The sequence below is a fragment of the uncultured Metabacillus sp. genome, assembly GCF_947503125.1.
In the GTDB taxonomy this organism is placed as follows: Bacteria; Bacillota; Bacilli; order Bacillales; family Bacillaceae; genus Metabacillus.
On sequence record NZ_CANNCR010000004.1, the window covers coordinates 40,743 to 57,535 of the forward strand.

Consider the following 16,793-nt stretch of genomic DNA (forward strand, 5'->3'; position numbering starts at 1 on the left):
ATCTTCCTTTCATGTTGTCGATTCAACTACTATATTATATTTTTTCATTTTATATTGCAGCGTTTGTCTGGGAACTTCTAAAATAACTGAGGCTTTGAGGACATTCCCCTTTGTTTGTGCTAATGCCTGTTGAATTAACTGTGTTTCTACCTTTTCTACCGTTTCTTTTAATGGTGATAGATTGATTTTTTCTTCTGAAGATACTTCTTTTAAAAAATCAGGTAAGTCCTTCATTGTAAGGTTATCACCTTCAGCCATATTCATCGCATACTCAATTGTATGCTCTAATTCACGAACATTCCCTTGCCAAGAATGTTTTTCAAGTTTTGCTTGCACTAGCTCATCGATATGGATGACCAGTTTATTAAATAAATAATTATATTTTTTAATAAAATGATTGACTAATAAAGGAATATCTCCTTCTCGCTCTCGTAATGGAGGAAGTTCTAGAAAAAAAACATTTAGGCGAAAAAATAAATCAGAGCGCAGCAGTTTCTTTTCCATACAGCGGTATGGATGTTCATTCATAGCAACGATAATTCTGACATCCACGATATATGACTCTGTACCACCAACTCTGCGGATTACGCCATCCTCCAGAACACGTAAAAGTTTTGCTTGGAAATCTAAAGGCATCGTATGAATTTCATCAAGAAAAAGCGTTCCGCCATGAGCAAGTTCGAACAACCCGGCACGGTCAACAGCACCAGTAAAACTTCCCTTTGTCGTACCAAATAAAATACTCTCTAATAATGATTCAGGCAAAGATGAACAGTTTTGCGCGATAAATGGGCCTGATTTACGTGAAGAGGCATTATGAATAGATTGAACAAGCAACTCCTTTCCTGTTCCTGTTTCTCCATAAACCATCACAGGTGAGGAGCTAAAGGCAGCCCTTTTCCCTTGGCTGATCACCTTTTTCATTGAATCACAGTTTGTGATGAGGTCATCCCAATTGTATTTAGCGCCCGATGAGGATGACGGTTTTGTTTTTTTGTTATTCATTTTTTGCTGAAGCTCAAGCAGTTTTTCAGAAAGCTGTTTGACTTTTGTTAAATCCTTAGCAATCTCAACCGCTCCTGCAATCCGATTTCCAACTTTTATTGGAATCGTTGTATTGACTGTATCAATCAGTTGGCCCTTGCTATTTTTATAGGTTTGGGATTGCTGGTAGATTGGTTTTCCTGTTTCAATCACCTTCAAAAGGGTGCTCGTTTGCCTTGTTAATGATGGAAATACGTCAAGAACATGCTTCCCCAGCACCTCATCAATCTCAACGCCGTCATGCTTTGCTGCTACCTTATTATAATAGATCGTAATCCCTTCTGAATTAACGGCATGAATCGCTTCATCAATACTGCCCAAAATCGCTTCTAGCATCTGTTTTGTTTCAAATGATTCTAAAAACATTGTAAGCCCACCTCGTTTTCAAGCACGACTGTTTCATTTCCGAAAATGGCTCTATATTTATTGTTATTAAGTCTTGTTCTTAACTATTCTTTCAGAGATAAAAGTACATCTTATCACACATAATCCACTAAAATATGATGTCTAATCTTGCTTGATTTTTCGTGCATATTTTGATGGATAAAGGCAAAAAGCTGCCGGAGAATCCTAGCAGCTTTTACTCTTCGTTTCATTTATTTATTAATCCAATTAAGAATTCGTCAATTAGGCTGATTAATTCTTGCTTTTCTTGTTCTGTCACCTGTGTATTCGGCAATTGACTAATCTTCTTTTTTACATCCTGAAGTTTATTTCTGGCGAGTTTTGTATTTGTGTCAAGATATCCTTCTGCTCTTTCAAGATGATTTTGGAAGGATCGCTTAAGACCATTATTTAAGCTGGATTCTAGAATGGCATTTTTCACATCCTGAATGGTTGTATCTTTAATTGTAAAGGTAACTATTTTAACTTCTTCCAGGTTATGAACTCTATCTTTTGCCCGGTATGATAATGTGTATTCTCCTTCATCCTTCACAGTAAAAGGCTGTTCATATTTTGTCCATTCGCCATCATTAAGTTTATACTCAATATAATCCAGCCCTACACCTGTTTCTAGTGCGGAAAGGGAAACAGTTGCTTCTTTTGAATATTCACCAATTGCTTTATCAGGTTGTGATAATGTATGTGAAGTGACAGGTACTGTAAAGTCCTCGGAAATTCGTCCTTCTGCCGTATAATTAATCTCTCCCGAAAGACTTTTTACAAAATCAACAGTTGCTTGTAAATCTTCCGGACCTTGAACCGGATTTTCTCCAAGTTTGCCTAGAAGATATTTATCACTACTATGAGGATACATATAATTATTTACTGTAACCGTATAGGTTTGCTCCTCATCTATTTTCGAACCGTCTGGTAAAAACATATTAATCACTTCACCATAGGTTCCCTTTGTACTATCCCATGTATAACTAAATCCAGCTATACTAACATCAGGACCATAACTACTAAATTGACTGTTAAGAATGGCACGCAGATCAGCACCCGTTACTTCAAGCTTGACCAACGTGTTTCCAAACGGTTGAATATTAAATAATTCATTCCATGTAATATCGCCTGCATTTAAATCGTCGCGGATTCCTCCACCATTCATTAAAGCAAAATCGCTATCCATTGCAGCAGCCATTCCATCTGCGATTAAGTTTCCTAATGCATTATCACCAATTAATCCTTTTTGCGTGTAGCCTCCAGCCATTTCTGAACCTGCTGTTCCAACGATCTCATTCAGCTTTGGTCCCACTTCTTCTAGATATTTATCTAAAATTGATTTTACTTCTGCATCTGGGCTGGTTCCTCCTTGTACGACATCCACAATTTCAGCTGATTTTTTTACAATATCCCCTGAAATGCGGTCAATTTCCAAATCAATATCAGAAAATGCCTTTCCATATTCCCATGCTTGAACAATTAACTTATTATCTACAACTGCATTTAATTTCACATGATTGTGAGCAGCAAAAATAACGTCAACAGCATCATTTACTTTAGTTGCAATGTTGGCAATGTCGCCAGTCGCAGTTTCACCTGATTGGTTACCAGGTACGTGGGCGAGAATAACGATTGCTTCAACTCCTTGTGCCTGAAGCTCTGGGACGTACTTGTTAATTGCTTCTGCTTCATCAGTAAAACGGATATGTTCATTACCTTTTGAAATAATCATGTTTGGTGTTTCAATTGTTGCCACACCGATAAAGCCAATCTTTGCACCGCCAACCTCTTTAATCGCATAAGGGTCTAATACTAATTGACTTGAATCTTTATACTCTACATTTGCGGCAACCATAGGAAAATCAATTCCATCGTAGTTCGCTGTCCCATTTGCATGGTCCCCGCCATTGATGACCCGTAGCATTTCGTTAACACCTTCGTCAAACTCGTGGTTCCCGACTGTCCCTACGTCAAAACCGATCGACTCCATCATTTCTACTGTCGGCTCATCTTGTAATAGGGCAGAAACAGGTGAGCTTCCTCCTACCATATCGCCAGCATGGACAATCAGCGTGTTCGGATTTGTTGCTTCTCGCTGACGCAAGTATGCTGCAAGGTAATCGATGCGTCCATAATTAACGCCGCTGACGGTTCCAGTTACATCTACTTTTCCGTGAAGATCATTGACACCTAATAATTGAACGCTGATGTTGTCATTTTCTTCATTTCCATTAGTTGCAATATAGCCATTGTCTTCCGCTTCTTGTGCACTAGCAAAGAAAATCCGTTTTTCAACAGGAACCTCTTCCCACTCTTCAGGATTTACATAGATTTTTGTTTCTGAATTCCCTACAAATCTAGTAAATCCTTTCCCTTCATCTCGTGCACGAAAGGCAAAAGGCAATTCCATTAATGGATCGGCCGGATCCCAAATTCCTAATCCTGCATCCTTCGCTTCCTTAACGGCAGCCTGAAACAGATTGTAATCCGCTTCATCGCCTACAGGCCAGATAAAATAGGTTGAAGCATATCCCTTTTTCACCATTTCTAAATTCGTATTTAATTGATCACTTTTACGAATGACTTGAGCCAGTAAACGGCCATAATCATCTGTTGCTTCCTCTCCAACTTTAACAATGACCTCATCACCAGGCTTCAACAGCTCATTTAAATAAGCCTTTGCTCTATTTCCATGATCCAACTGATTTTGATCAGCCTCATTTTGTGGTGTATAGTATGTTTCTGGTGTATCAAGGTTTACATAACGAACCTTTGTTGTCCCTAATACAGGTGTTTGTAAATGGATCGTATCGCCATCTACTACACTTGCCACAGTTGAGGTATATTCTCCAGCTGATTGTGGTGCTTCCGGCTGTGGATCCAGTAATTGAATATCCTTCACTTTACGAGGTAATAGTTGATAGGAATCATATTGACTCAATACTCCGGTAAATTCATACCACTTTCCAGTCTTAACTGAAGAGATCGCATTTGTCGCTTCCATAATGCGAATGGTTGTGCTATTAAAGTTTTCATCTATAACCGACACATTGTATCCGCCACCAGCTGGTGAACTAGGAACACTTTGAACAAAGCCTTTTACTTTAACGAGCTGGCCTTCTTTAGCTTCTGCACTACTAGCATTTGTTACATCTAGTAATGTCAATTCTTTCGGTTGCGGCAATTGATTATCTTCTGATATCACTTCAATTCCATTTGCTTTTGGGGTCAATTCAGTTAAACCACGATAAGATGTAATCGTACCAGTCACTTTAATTTGCTGACCTTCCTTTAAATCAGGAAAACGATCAGCAGACATTGCAAATAGATTCATTCCTGCTGATTCATCCTGGATAAATGTTGACAATCTTCCGCCGCCAATCGCAGAGTTGTCAGCGGTTACTGTTCCAACAACCGTTACCTCTTGTCCTGATTTAGAGCGGGCTTCAGAGATTGAAATTGGCTCACCTGGTGTTACAGGATCGGGATCTGTCGGGCCTGTACCATCTAAGAATTCAATTACCGATGGATCTTTGACACCTGGCTTCGAAAAATATGCTTCCAGATTACCAGTAACTCTAACCTTTTTTCCGATTATGGCAGGATTTGTTTGCAGTCCAAATGACGGTCGATACGAAGAAGATAATTGGACGGGCATAATCTTTGTTGCATCCTTTTGAGAAGGGGAATCTGCAATTGCAAAATTATTATCATTAGTAAATGGTGCTTCAAAATCATAATTCGCGGTACCGATCGTATGTCCTACGATATATCCTTCTACAGTCGCACTTTCTCCGCTATTATTTTTTGCAATCGCTTCATCTACTGTGAGTGAAGTTTCTTCCGCTCTTGCTCCTGTTGTAAAATTTAAAAGAATACCTGGAAAAACCAATGAAAAAATCATGACAAATAAAACGACTCTACTAACAAGTTTTTGCCCCATACTTCTCCTCCTTACTATTTTGTCACACTATTTAAAACTTACAATAATAGTATTTAGATATTGTAAATATAATGTAAAAATTTCATAGATTGGCAGTCAGACAGCAAAAAACGAGTCGAATTTACTAGAAATTCGAATTTAACGCCTTCACACTTCGACAATAATAGACATAGATTCCTTATTCATTATTAGCTATTAAAGCCTATATTTATTTTTCTAAAGAATCTTAGAAATTATTGATAATCTACTAAAACTTATTCTTTAAAATAGTTTGCTTATAAACATGACCAAAAGGAGGATAATCATCTTGATCATCCTCCTTTTCTTGTTAAGCTTTTATTAAACAGCAACCGTTGATTGATTTTTCTTAACCTGTCTTTGTTTACGAAAATCGATCAATGTCATTAAAATAACAAGAACAAAGCAAATGCTTGAAAACTGGAAAACAGTCCCCAAACCGACAAATGCTGATACCGCTCCTAAAATTATGGCACTTAATCCGAGCCCTAAATCAATCGATGAATAAAACATCCCATTGGCAATCCCGCGCTGCTCAGGCTTTGTTTTTGATAATACCCATGCTTGAAGAGCGGGCATCATTGAGCCATAGCCTATTCCAAATAAACACCCGGCAAGAATGAGCATTCCAACAGAATATGTATAGGATAAAACCCATAGACCTGCGATTGTTAATAAGGCACAAACCACAATCAATGACCATGGACCTCTTGAATCAAACCATTTTCCTGAAATTGGACGAACAATGGTTGCCATTACAGCATTACAGAAATAATAGAGAAAAATTTGATCAATTTCCCGTTCTTCCCCAAAAATGACGATGAATGTAACAATCGCTCCATAGCCAAAGGTTGAAAGAATCGTTACAACTGCAGGATACCAGCTATCCTTATCGATTAAAGATTTAAAGAAAGAAAATTCCTTTGGATTAAAGAGCTTTTCCTGGACAGCTTTAGGAGTATGATACTTACCCAACGCTAAAGTGACGATGGCAATCAGTCCCAATATGACTGAACCAATAATCAAGGTTCCAAAACCAAAGTTTTGATATAAAAAGATTCCTAGACTTGGTGCAACGATCATTCCAATGGTAACTGATAAGCCAAAGTAGCCCATCCCCTCACCAATCCGCTTTTGCGGTACCAGTTCAACAGCCACTGTTCCATTAACTGTTGTTGAGACTCCCCATGCAAACCCGTGAATAAATCGGACGGCAAGGAAAAGCAAGATGACCGAAGTATACGTATAACTGATGGTTAGAAGCAATAAAATAACAGCCCCGACAACAACAAGCCATTTTCGGCTAGAGGATTCCAGCATAAAACCAATAAATGGCCGGACGATAATGGCAGCAATGGCGAATAGCGATGTGACCAGTCCAATTTGCACATCAGATGCACCAAGTGCTTTTGCTTGCGGCGGCATGGTAGGCATTAACATCATAAAACTCATAAATAAAAAGAGATTCCCGATGATAAGTAAAAGAAATGATTTTGTCCATAGAGCAGGAGCTTCCTTATTTTCCATGTTTATTCCTCCCTTCTCGCGTTGTTTCACAATTTTACAATAAGCAGTAACCTCTCAGGGACCTTTTTATATGTATTCCACAAAAAGGCTTTTATACCTGCTTAATAGTTGACTTAGTTAACAGTTATAAATGATCTCTTTCATGATGCTTCATTCACAATAATAAGTGTATTGTGTTAAGATAACGATTAGGTTTATTCAAAATTGGAGATCATGCAAAACCAAGATGTCTCCACCACCTCACATATGTAAACGAGCAATCCACTATTTTCGGATTGCTCTTTGACCTTTATTATAGATCTGCACAACCGTTCGTAATGGCCAGTATTTTATTGGGGATGATTTTGATAGATCATTGCTGCGGCTTGTGCTTCTTGAAGTTTTTGCTGAGCAATTTGGACATCTTGTTGTGCTTTCTCAACCTGCTGCTGGGCTTGTTTTAACTGATGTATTTCAGTTTGTACCAGTTGCTGCGCTTGTAATAATTGTTGATTTTTCATTTGCAGCTGCTGATGTGCTTTTTGAACGTTCTGCTGTGCTTGCAGTAAATTGTTTTGTTGTTCCATACATGCTAGCCTCCGATAAATGAAAATATTTTCTAATCCATATCGTGCGCATTTGTTAAAAATTTATGCCAGTTATGTATAGCACTGACTTAACACAAGTTTTCCCCATCAATAATATGGTTAATTCGGCTCAACATGAACATGCACATCATAAACCCCATGCTCAACTTTAAGGGCTTCTTCAACCTCGGTAGAAATATCATGTGCATCACGAATCCCAAGGTTGGAGTTGACTAGAATGACAACATCGACGACAGAATTATTCCCATAGTTCCTGGCTTTAATGTCCTTTACTCCCTTTACCCCAAACTGAGATAAAACGGTCTCTTTGTAAGCCTCCATTTTTTCAGTATCATATCCATCTGTTAAATGATGTGAAGCATCTCTAAATATATCCCATGCCGTTTTACAAATAAGCAATCCTACAATGAAAGCAGTTAACGGATCCAACCATGGCAAGGCAAATTGTGAACCGATAATCCCTATAACGGTTCCGATACTAACCCAAGCATCTGACAGATTATCTTTTGCTGCTGCCATTAGGCCTTGGCTATTGATTTTCCTGCCTAAATTTCGATTATATCGGTAAACAAAAAACATAACGATGGCACAAAAAATACCGGTCCACGCAGAAATTAAGTCGGGTGCTTCCTGCTTGCTCGCAAATACAGATTGAACCGCGCCGAATAATACTTGTATACCAACAACAATCATGATAAAAGAAGCAACCATGGAAGCAACTGTTTCAGCCTTCCAATGTCCATATGGATGGTCTTTATCAGCCGGTTTTTGTGATACTCTAAGACCGATTAAGACGGCAACTGAAGCGATGATATCTGTGGCATTGTTTAAACCATCTGCCTTAAGAGCCTCTGAATTTGCTATGTATCCAATTAGTAATTTAAGCGAGGATAAGCAGATATAAGCAATGATGCTAATGATAACCCCTCGTTCTCCTAATTTTAAGTCGTTATATTTTTGTTCCATCCATTTCTAGCCTCCACAATTCAATTCCTTGAACATCATAACAATTAATAATCGTGTGAGTCTAGAGCAACCTTGTTTCTCTATTCTATACTAGTATTGCTCAGGCAAAAGAGTTTCCTCAAGTAAAATCTCTTATAATTGTACAAATTCACTCTCTCTTGTCTGTTAGTCTGATTCATCCCTTCCGTATTTATTAATGCTTTAACTAAAATAAATCTTGGTAGGTGGTTAGATTGATAAGCGAGTATAAATTATGCAAGGTATATTCCGGATCCCATGGTTCACCTTGAAAACCTTGATCCAAATAAAACAATATTTCAATCATTCTTACTGAACGAATAAAAGGAATCAGAAGCTGCAGCTCATTTGCTGGAATAGGACCTCCAGCGTTTTTATACACTTGAACAAAATCTATTGCCCATTCCCGATTCAGAGTATTTTGCTTTTTATCCTTGCAAAATTCCCAGGTCGCTCGTGCTAGTTCATAAACCAGCCAATCTGGTCTGCATTCATCCCAATCTATTACCGCAGAAATTTGATCATTTATACATAATATATTACCTCGGTAATAGTCACCATGTGTTGGAGCAAAGAGTAATTCAGGATTTGTATTGGATAACTGAACAATCCATTGTGAGATTTCTTCCTTTTGTCGTTCTATTTCTTTGCGCATCGTAATCAACTTAGTTATATTATCATGCTGGGATGGATGATCATTATGTGATGTAAAAAGGAGGTGTGCATGCTTCTCCAACTGACGTTTAAGCTTTTCCCAATTCCACATATGATTATGATTCCAATTGAGGTGTCTTACGGAGGTGTGTCCTGGATTTTGTTTTTCGCTTGGAAATCGTTGGGCTGCCACATGTAATTTTGCCAGCATTTCTGCGGCTGCATTTCTCGTTGCTTTCGTTTTTTCCGGAATTGCTCCCTCCATAAAAGGATATAAGGACATGATTCTGCCTTAATGAAAAAAGAATGTTGTCGCGTCGTGGAGCTTTATTGGGGCCGGAATTTCCTTGATCTGTTTATTCATATAGTTCAGTAACATATGCTCATACATTAGGCTTTCTTTTTTCGTTGAACGGTGGCTTATTCGCAACACGAACATTTCATTTTTTGTTTTCATTTTAAATACATCATTCCAATACCCGCCCTCTAAGCGCTGGAAGTCGAGGATCTCATCAATCCCATAGCTGCTTCTGATTATATTTATTAGCTTTGTAGATAATTCCATAATAGCACCCTACCTTTATTATTGGATCCAACCTCTTTATCCCATCATACTTCTACTTAAGTTTTCTATTTCCTTCATAAGAAATGAGTAAGCGCCTTGATCAGCCTAGGGCAAATAAGACGCTCATGAATAGAAGGCGTTCTTTGCCTTCAATTCATGAGTGGCTAGACCCAAGAGGGGCTAGGCGCTGGAGCTAGAAACAAAAACTAGGTTAAAATTTTATTTATTAAACTTAAAAAAAAGCGCAAGGCGCTAAGCATTCGGCGACAAGAATAAGGCGAACAGGAATAGAAGGTGTTCTTTACCTTCAATTCCTGTTTGACTAGACCCTATAGCCGATGGCGCCTGGAGCTAGATTCAGAAACGCAAGCTATGTTAAGAAAATATATAAATTCTGATATTATTATAAAAATGAGGACATCTCCAAAGGGTTAATCCTTTTGGAGATGTCCTCCTCTTTATAATTATTAGTTTCTATAAAAGCTGTTCAACAATTGATCTAAGCTCGCTAGCACGTTCTGTTGGATTTTCTGCAAGACTAATTGCTGAAATGACGGAAACACCGTTGCCGCCGCTTTCGATCACTGGTGCTGCATTTTCAGACGTAATCCCGCCAATTCCAACGATTGGCAAATCAATGCCTTTTTTACGAACTTCCTTAATAATTGCTGTTCCCTGTGCTGTTTTTGCATCCTCTTTTGTTTTTGTCGAGTAGATTGGTCCAATTCCTGCATAATCTGCTCCATCTGCGATCGCCTTTTCAACCTCATCTAGATTATGAGCGGATACACCTAAAATTTTATTTCCGATCTTCTGTCTTACTTCCTCCGCTGATGCATCATCTTGTCCAATATGAACCCCGTCAGCGTTAATGGCAAGGGCCAGCTCAATATCATCGTTTACGATAAAAGGGATTGAATAGTTTTTACATATAGCTTGTAATTGTTTAGCAAGTTCAACTTTTTCAGCACCTGTGAAAGCACCTGTTCCTTTTTCTCTAAACTGAAATAATGTTATTCCCCCTTTGATCGCTTGATCAAGTACAACTTGTGGGTCTATTTTACAGTTATTACTGCCCATAATAAAATATAATCGCAATAACTCATTCATTTCTCTTCTTGAAATTCTGTCCAAACCGTATCTCCCCTTTATTGTCGAATCTTTGCTTGCTGCCGTTGTTGATAAGCCCAGTGATTGGTTGGGCCATGGCCATTACCAATTTCTAAGTCATCTTCAATTGCAGCTTGAATAAAGTTTTTTGCTGTTTGAACGGCTTGTTCAATCGTGTTTCCTTTTGCAAGTTCTGCCGTAACGGCTGCAGCAAATGTACAGCCTGTACCATGGGTGTTCTTCGTTGCAATTCGCTTACCTTTATAATAAGTAAACTCTTCGCCATTGTATAAGATATCGACTAATTCTTCCCCCTCATCATGACCGCCCTTGATCACAACATGCTTTGCACCAAATTGATACAATCGTTTGGCTGCTTCCAACCGGTCATCCATTGTTCGAATCGACATATCGGCCAAAACTTCTGCTTCTGGAATATTTGGAGTGATAACCATCGCTAAAGGTAAAAGATATTGTTTAAGTGCAGCTACTGCCTCATTTTGTAATAAAGGTGCTCCACCTTTAGCAATCATGACTGGATCGACCACAACATGTTCCCATTGAAACTTTTTTACTGCCTCAGCAACAGCCTTGATGATTTCACCGCTAAATAACATCCCTGTTTTTACTGCATTTGTTCCTAAGTCATTCCCAATCGCTTCTATTTGATTAACAACTGCTTCAACAGATAATGGATAGACCCCATGCACGCCAAGTGTATTTTGTGCAGTAACCGCAGTAATGGCTGACATGCCAAATACATTTAATTCTTGAAAGGTTTTTAGATCGGCCTGAATACCGGCACCTCCGCCGCTATCTGATCCGGCAATTGTCAAAGCTTTTTTTATAGCCATTTTCATTCTCTCCTTTATCTTACAGTTTTTCTATTTTAGCAAACTGATTGACATCTTCTGGTGAAACATTTGCCAATTGATTTAAAAATTCAATTTGAAAGCTTCCAGGTCCGGCTTGAACCGTTTTTTCAGCTGCTAATTCAGCAGCAACTCCATATGTCGTAAGTGCTGCAACCGCAGCCTGGAGCAAGTCTTTTTCCACTGCAGCAAATGCCCCAACGACTGAGCTTAACAAACAACCGGCTCCTGTCACTTTGGTTAGCAAAGGATGACCATTATAGACAACAAAGGTATGTTGGCCATCTGTTATGACATCTTCTTTACCAGTTATAATGACAAGAGTATTTAATTTTTGTGCTGCGATTTGCGCTAAATCAATTGTATTGCCGGAACCTTGTCCAGCATCAACACCTTTAATGGTCCACGCTTCCCCAATAACATTTGCAATTTCTGCAGCATTTCCTCGTAAAATTGATATCTCTAATTCTTTAACGATTCGTCGAGCTGTTTCTGTTCGATAGGCAGTAGCTCCTGCACCGACTGGATCAAAGATAACTGGTACATCATGAAGATTTGCTGACTTCCCAGCAATCACCATCGCTTCAATTTCATCATGTGTCAATGTTCCAATATTTAATACTAAAGCACCTGCTAGTTTTGCCATTTCAGCAACTTCTTCCTTTGCATAGGCCATAACAGGTGATGCACCTAATGCTAACAAACCATTTGCGGTAAAATTTGTTACAACCACATTCGTAATATTATGAACTAGTGGATTTTGCTGTTTAAGTTTTTCAAATGTATTAATTATTTGCTCAACCTTCATCTTTATTTTCCTTTCTGCTATTCGGTCATTTTTCTGCAAAATAAAAAGAACACAATGCCGCGCAAAGTGCTCTTAGATACCTAATGACATTCCCTACGCTGGCATTATCCAACAGGTTTAAACGGTCAGCAACGGAATAGTTGCAATCTCAGCCAGCTTCCACCAGCCCCCGAAAATATAAGTTTATTGGTAGTTTACTGAATCTAGCAAGAAAAAACAAGGGTTGATTTAAATAGTATGACAAAATGGCAGGTTCATTCTTTATTTAGACTGCAGTATTAAGCCCGTAATAAATTGCAGCCATGCATATACTCCAATCTTCACTGTTTCAGAAACATGCGAATCTTTGCTTGGGTCTAAACAAACAAAATCGATATGTTTGACGCAAGGGTGTTTGCCGATTTCTAATAAGCTATCAAAAAGTTCACTCGCAGACATTCCTCCTGGTGTTGACGCCGGCACGCCAGGGGCAACAGAAATATCCAGCACATCCATATCAACTGTTACATAAATTCGGTCAGCTTTTTTTGATAAGTCGTCTAATGCTCTCTTTATTGTTTTTATTAAACCCTGCCCTCGTGCTTGGTTCAGAGTTATCATTTGTATACCATGTTCATTTGCATAATCAATTAACGGCTTTGCATTAAAATAGCCATGCAAGCCGATATTGATAACATGCTCACCTAAGACGTGGTGACCATCAATTAGTTGACGGATCGGTGTTCCATTTGCTGGTCCTAATTCATTTGGGTCCCTAACATCAAGATGGGTATCAAGCTGGAGCACTCCAATCGTGTCTTCGGGAAATGCCTCTTTAATGCCGCGAACTGCGCAGGCTGTTGTTGAATGATCACCGCCAATCATGCATGTTCGTGTGTTTGGATAGTGTTCGGCAAGAAATGCAGTTGACCTTTGGATGCGCTGATGTGATAAAAGAATATCTGTTGTATGCATCATTACATCTCCCGCATCAGCAACACGAAAGGAATTCAGATCAACATTTTCATCTAAATTATAGGTTGCAAAACTTTTCCACATCATGCGAAATTCTGTTGGATATAAAGAAGCTCCTGATACACTAATTGAAGACCGGGAAATCGGTGCACCGTACAAGATCAAATCAAAAGGTTGGTTATGATCGCTAAGAGGCCTAACCCAATGATGAACATATGTCGGCATTTCATTCCCCGATACATTCCACACCCATTCAGGCTGCTTTAAAAAATGTTCACTCAAGCTGCTACACCACCTTTACACCTTTTTTCCACACTGAATTGACATGGTTGACACCAAATAAATATTGCAATTCCTGATAATTTTTCACATTCCATAATACGAGATCTGCCTGTTTACCAACCTCAAGTGAACCGACTTTATCCTGGCGGTTAATCGCACATGCCGCATTAAAAGTAGCTGCTGTTAATGCCTCGGCAGGTGTGAGACGCATCGAGATACAAGCTAAATTCATTACTAGAGGCATAGATGTTGTTGGCGATGATCCCGGGTTACAATCTGTTGAAATGGCCACAGCCACACCCGCATCAATCATTTTTCTTCCCTCCGCTGCTGCTTCTCGTAAATAAAGGGCGGTTGCCGGGAGCAAGCAAGCAATTGTTCCTGATTGAGCCATTGCTTGAATGCCTGCCTCTGAGGCTTTCAATAAATGTTCAGCAGATATGGCTCCTATTTTCGCTGCTAATTCGGCTCCACCATAAGACTCGATTTCATCGGCATGGATTTTCGGGATAAATCCAAATCGTTTCCCTGCTTCCAGCACTCGTTCTGATTGTTCAGGGGTAAACACACCCTTTTCACAAAAAACATCTTGAAATTCTGCCAATTTTTCCTCTGCAATCACAGGCAGCATGTCATGTATCAAATGATCAACGTACTCATTTTCACGGCCTTTAAATTCTGGAGGAACAGCATGGGCCCCCATAAATGTAGGCACGATTTCGATCACATGCTGTTCTTGCAGCTTTTTCATGACTCGAAGCTGCTTAAGCTCTGTTTCTAAGTTCATTCCATAGCCGCTTTTTCCTTCAATCGTCGTCACACCATGTGCGAGAAAGGAATCAAGTCTACTAATCGTTTGTTCCATTAATTGTTCTTCAGAAGCTTCTCTTGTCATGCGGGTGGTTGCATGAATCCCCCCACCCGCGTTCATAATCTCCATATAAGCAGCACCTTCAAGCCGCTTTTCAAATTCACGTTCCCGGCTTCCCCCGTAGACAACATGTGTATGAGGATCCACAAGTCCTGGAGTAACCAAAAGGCCTGTAGCATCCACAACTTCTGCTTCATCAAGTTTGTCAGAAAACAATTCCTTTAATTTTTTGGTTGTACCAACAGCTTGAATCACTCCATTTTCAATCCATATGCTGCCGTCCTCAATTAAACCGAGCTTAGACATGGCTTCTTTTGAACGCGGTCCATTTACATCAGAAGCTAATGTCGCCAGCTGGGCAGCATGTTTAATCCACATCGGCCTACTCATTCTTGATCAGCTCCTATATCAAGCATTGGCATCTTAATCCCTTTTTCACGTGCTGTTTTTTTAGCCAGCTCATATCCGGCATCAGCATGACGGACAACTCCCATACCTGGATCCGTTGTTAGTACTCGTTCAATACGAGCTTCCGCTTCTTTCGTGCCATCTGCCACAATGACAACACCAGCGTGGAGAGAGTAGCCCATTCCAACACCGCCACCATGATGCACAGAAACCCATGTAGCACCGCCAACAGCATTTACCATGGCATTTAAAATCGGCCAGTCCGCCACAGCATCTGATCCATCCTTCATTGCCTCTGTTTCACGATTAGGTGATGCAACAGAGCCTGAATCCAAGTGATCGCGTCCAATCACAATCGGCGCTTTTAATTCACCGCTTGCAACCATATCATTCAATATCTTACCAAAGCGGGCACGTTCACCATATCCTAGCCAGCATATGCGGGAAGGCAAACCTTGAAATTGAATCTTATGTTGGGCCATTCGAATCCAGTTGCATAAATGCTCGTTATCACTGAATTCACGTAAAATCGCTTGATCTGTTTTATAAATATCTTCTGGATCTCCTGATAAAGCTACCCAGCGAAATGGTCCTTTTCCTTCGCAAAATTGCGGGCGAATATAAGCTGGAACGAAACCAGGGAAGGCAAATGCATTTTCGACCCCTTCATCTTTTGCAACCTGACGAATATTATTTCCATAATCAAATGTGATGGCTCCCTTTTCCATCATGATAAGCATTGCTTCAACATGTTTTGCCATTGATGCTTTTGAGCGTTTTATATACTCATTAGGATCATTGTTTCGCAAGTATTCTGCATCTTCAAGCGACATACCTGATGGTATATAGCCATTAAGTGGATCATGTGCAGATGTTTGGTCTGTTAAAGCATCTGGAATAAAGTTTCGTGCAATCATTTCTGGAAGAAGATCTGAAGCATTCCCTAATAAACCTATTGATAATGCTTTCCCTAGCTGTTTCGCTTCAGTAGCCAATTGAATAGCTTCATCCAACGTGTGCGCTTTAACATCTGTGTAGCGTGTTTGAATTCGACGATCAATTTTCGTCTCGTCCACTTCAATGGCGATGCAGACACCGCCATTCATCGTGACAGCAAGGGGCTGCGCACCTCCCATTCCACCAAGGCCGGCCGTTACAGTGATCGTGCCTTTTAGTGTACCGTTGAAATGCTGTTTCGCCAGTTCAGCAAACGTTTCATACGTCCCTTGGACAATTCCTTGAGAACCAATATAAATCCAGCTTCCTGCCGTCATTTGGCCGTACATCATCAGGCCCTTTTTATCAAGTTCATGGAAGGTTTCCCAATTAGCAAAGGCCGGAACCAGATTGGAATTTGCAATAAGAACACGCGGGGCATCCTTGTGAGTCTTAAAAACTACTACTGGTTTCCCTGATTGAACAAGCAATGTTTCATCATTTTCTAGTTCCTTTACTGATTTAACAATGGCATCAAACGCATCCCAATTTCGTGCCGCTTTTCCAATTCCCCCATATACAACAAGCTCCTCTGGTTTTTCAGCAACATCAGGATCTAAATTATTCATCAGCATACGCAGCACAGCCTCTTGCTGCCAGCCTTTTGTATTTAATTCTGTACCTCTTAAACGGATAATCTTGTTATTTGTTATCGCTTTCATTTATTTCTCCTCCTCTTTGTTGTTACTTTCATTTTATAATGAGTAATCTCAAAAGTAATTTATAATTTATTGATTATTTTATAAATAATTTTACTATATTTTATTAACTCATATTTTTTAT

General features: G+C 39.4%; 11 protein-coding genes, 1 pseudogene and 1 riboswitch. All 12 genes and pseudogenes read right to left on the reverse strand.

Annotation, left to right across the window (positions count from 1 at the left end; all coding sequences use genetic code 11):
* Window positions 1-9: 9 nt before the first annotated feature.
* The gene (locus Q1B07_RS04690; protein ID WP_299089095.1) at window positions 10-1,410 is read right to left on the reverse strand and encodes a sigma 54-interacting transcriptional regulator; all 1,401 of its coding nucleotides are present in this window, start codon (window positions 1,408-1,410) and stop codon (window positions 10-12) included.
* A gap of 226 nt (window positions 1,411-1,636) precedes the next feature.
* Complete coding sequence (locus Q1B07_RS04695) at window positions 1,637-5,374, reverse strand: 5'-nucleotidase C-terminal domain-containing protein (RefSeq protein ID WP_299832034.1); 3,738 nt, start codon at window positions 5,372-5,374, stop codon at window positions 1,637-1,639.
* A 339-nt stretch (window positions 5,375-5,713) separates the two neighbouring features.
* Window positions 5,714-6,919: an MFS transporter gene (locus Q1B07_RS04700; protein ID WP_299832036.1), complete on the reverse strand. Its 1,206-nt coding sequence runs from the start codon at window positions 6,917-6,919 to the stop codon at window positions 5,714-5,716.
* A 329-nt stretch (window positions 6,920-7,248) separates the two neighbouring features.
* Entirely contained in the window at window positions 7,249-7,485 is a 237-nt protein-coding gene (locus tag Q1B07_RS04705; protein WP_299089087.1) for a hypothetical protein, read from the reverse strand.
* A gap of 120 nt (window positions 7,486-7,605) precedes the next feature.
* Window positions 7,606-8,472, reverse strand: a complete 867-nt coding sequence (locus Q1B07_RS04710) for a cation diffusion facilitator family transporter (protein WP_299089085.1) — start codon at window positions 8,470-8,472, stop codon at window positions 7,606-7,608.
* Window positions 8,473-8,677: 205 nt separating this feature from the next.
* A pseudogene (locus Q1B07_RS04715) lies at window positions 8,678-9,709 on the reverse strand (phosphotransferase).
* A 474-nt stretch (window positions 9,710-10,183) separates the two neighbouring features.
* Window positions 10,184-10,843, reverse strand: coding sequence for a thiamine phosphate synthase (thiE, locus tag Q1B07_RS04725; RefSeq protein ID WP_299089078.1), 660 nt, complete (start codon window positions 10,841-10,843; stop codon window positions 10,184-10,186).
* Between the two features lie 14 nt (window positions 10,844-10,857).
* Window positions 10,858-11,673: a bifunctional hydroxymethylpyrimidine kinase/phosphomethylpyrimidine kinase gene (gene thiD, locus Q1B07_RS04730; RefSeq protein ID WP_299089076.1), complete on the reverse strand. Its 816-nt coding sequence runs from the start codon at window positions 11,671-11,673 to the stop codon at window positions 10,858-10,860.
* 19 nt (window positions 11,674-11,692) lie between these two features.
* Complete coding sequence (gene thiM, locus Q1B07_RS04735) at window positions 11,693-12,499, reverse strand: hydroxyethylthiazole kinase (RefSeq protein ID WP_299089074.1); 807 nt, start codon at window positions 12,497-12,499, stop codon at window positions 11,693-11,695.
* Window positions 12,500-12,572: 73 nt separating this feature from the next.
* Window positions 12,573-12,682, reverse strand: a riboswitch (TPP riboswitch).
* A 78-nt stretch (window positions 12,683-12,760) separates the two neighbouring features.
* On the reverse strand, window positions 12,761-13,735 hold the full coding sequence (locus Q1B07_RS04740) for an agmatinase family protein (RefSeq protein ID WP_299089072.1): 975 nt from the start codon (window positions 13,733-13,735) through the stop codon (window positions 12,761-12,763).
* A gap of 4 nt (window positions 13,736-13,739) precedes the next feature.
* Window positions 13,740-14,996 carry an imidazolonepropionase gene (hutI, locus tag Q1B07_RS04745; protein WP_299089071.1) on the reverse strand — a complete coding sequence of 419 codons (1,257 nt, stop codon included), beginning with the start codon at window positions 14,994-14,996 and terminating at the stop codon, window positions 13,740-13,742.
* A complete protein-coding gene (gene hutU, locus Q1B07_RS04750) occupies window positions 14,993-16,672 on the reverse strand; it encodes a urocanate hydratase (protein WP_299089069.1) in 1,680 nt (559 codons plus the stop codon). Before hutU ends, hutI begins: the two co-directional genes overlap by 4 nt.
* Window positions 16,673-16,793 lie beyond the last annotated feature (121 nt).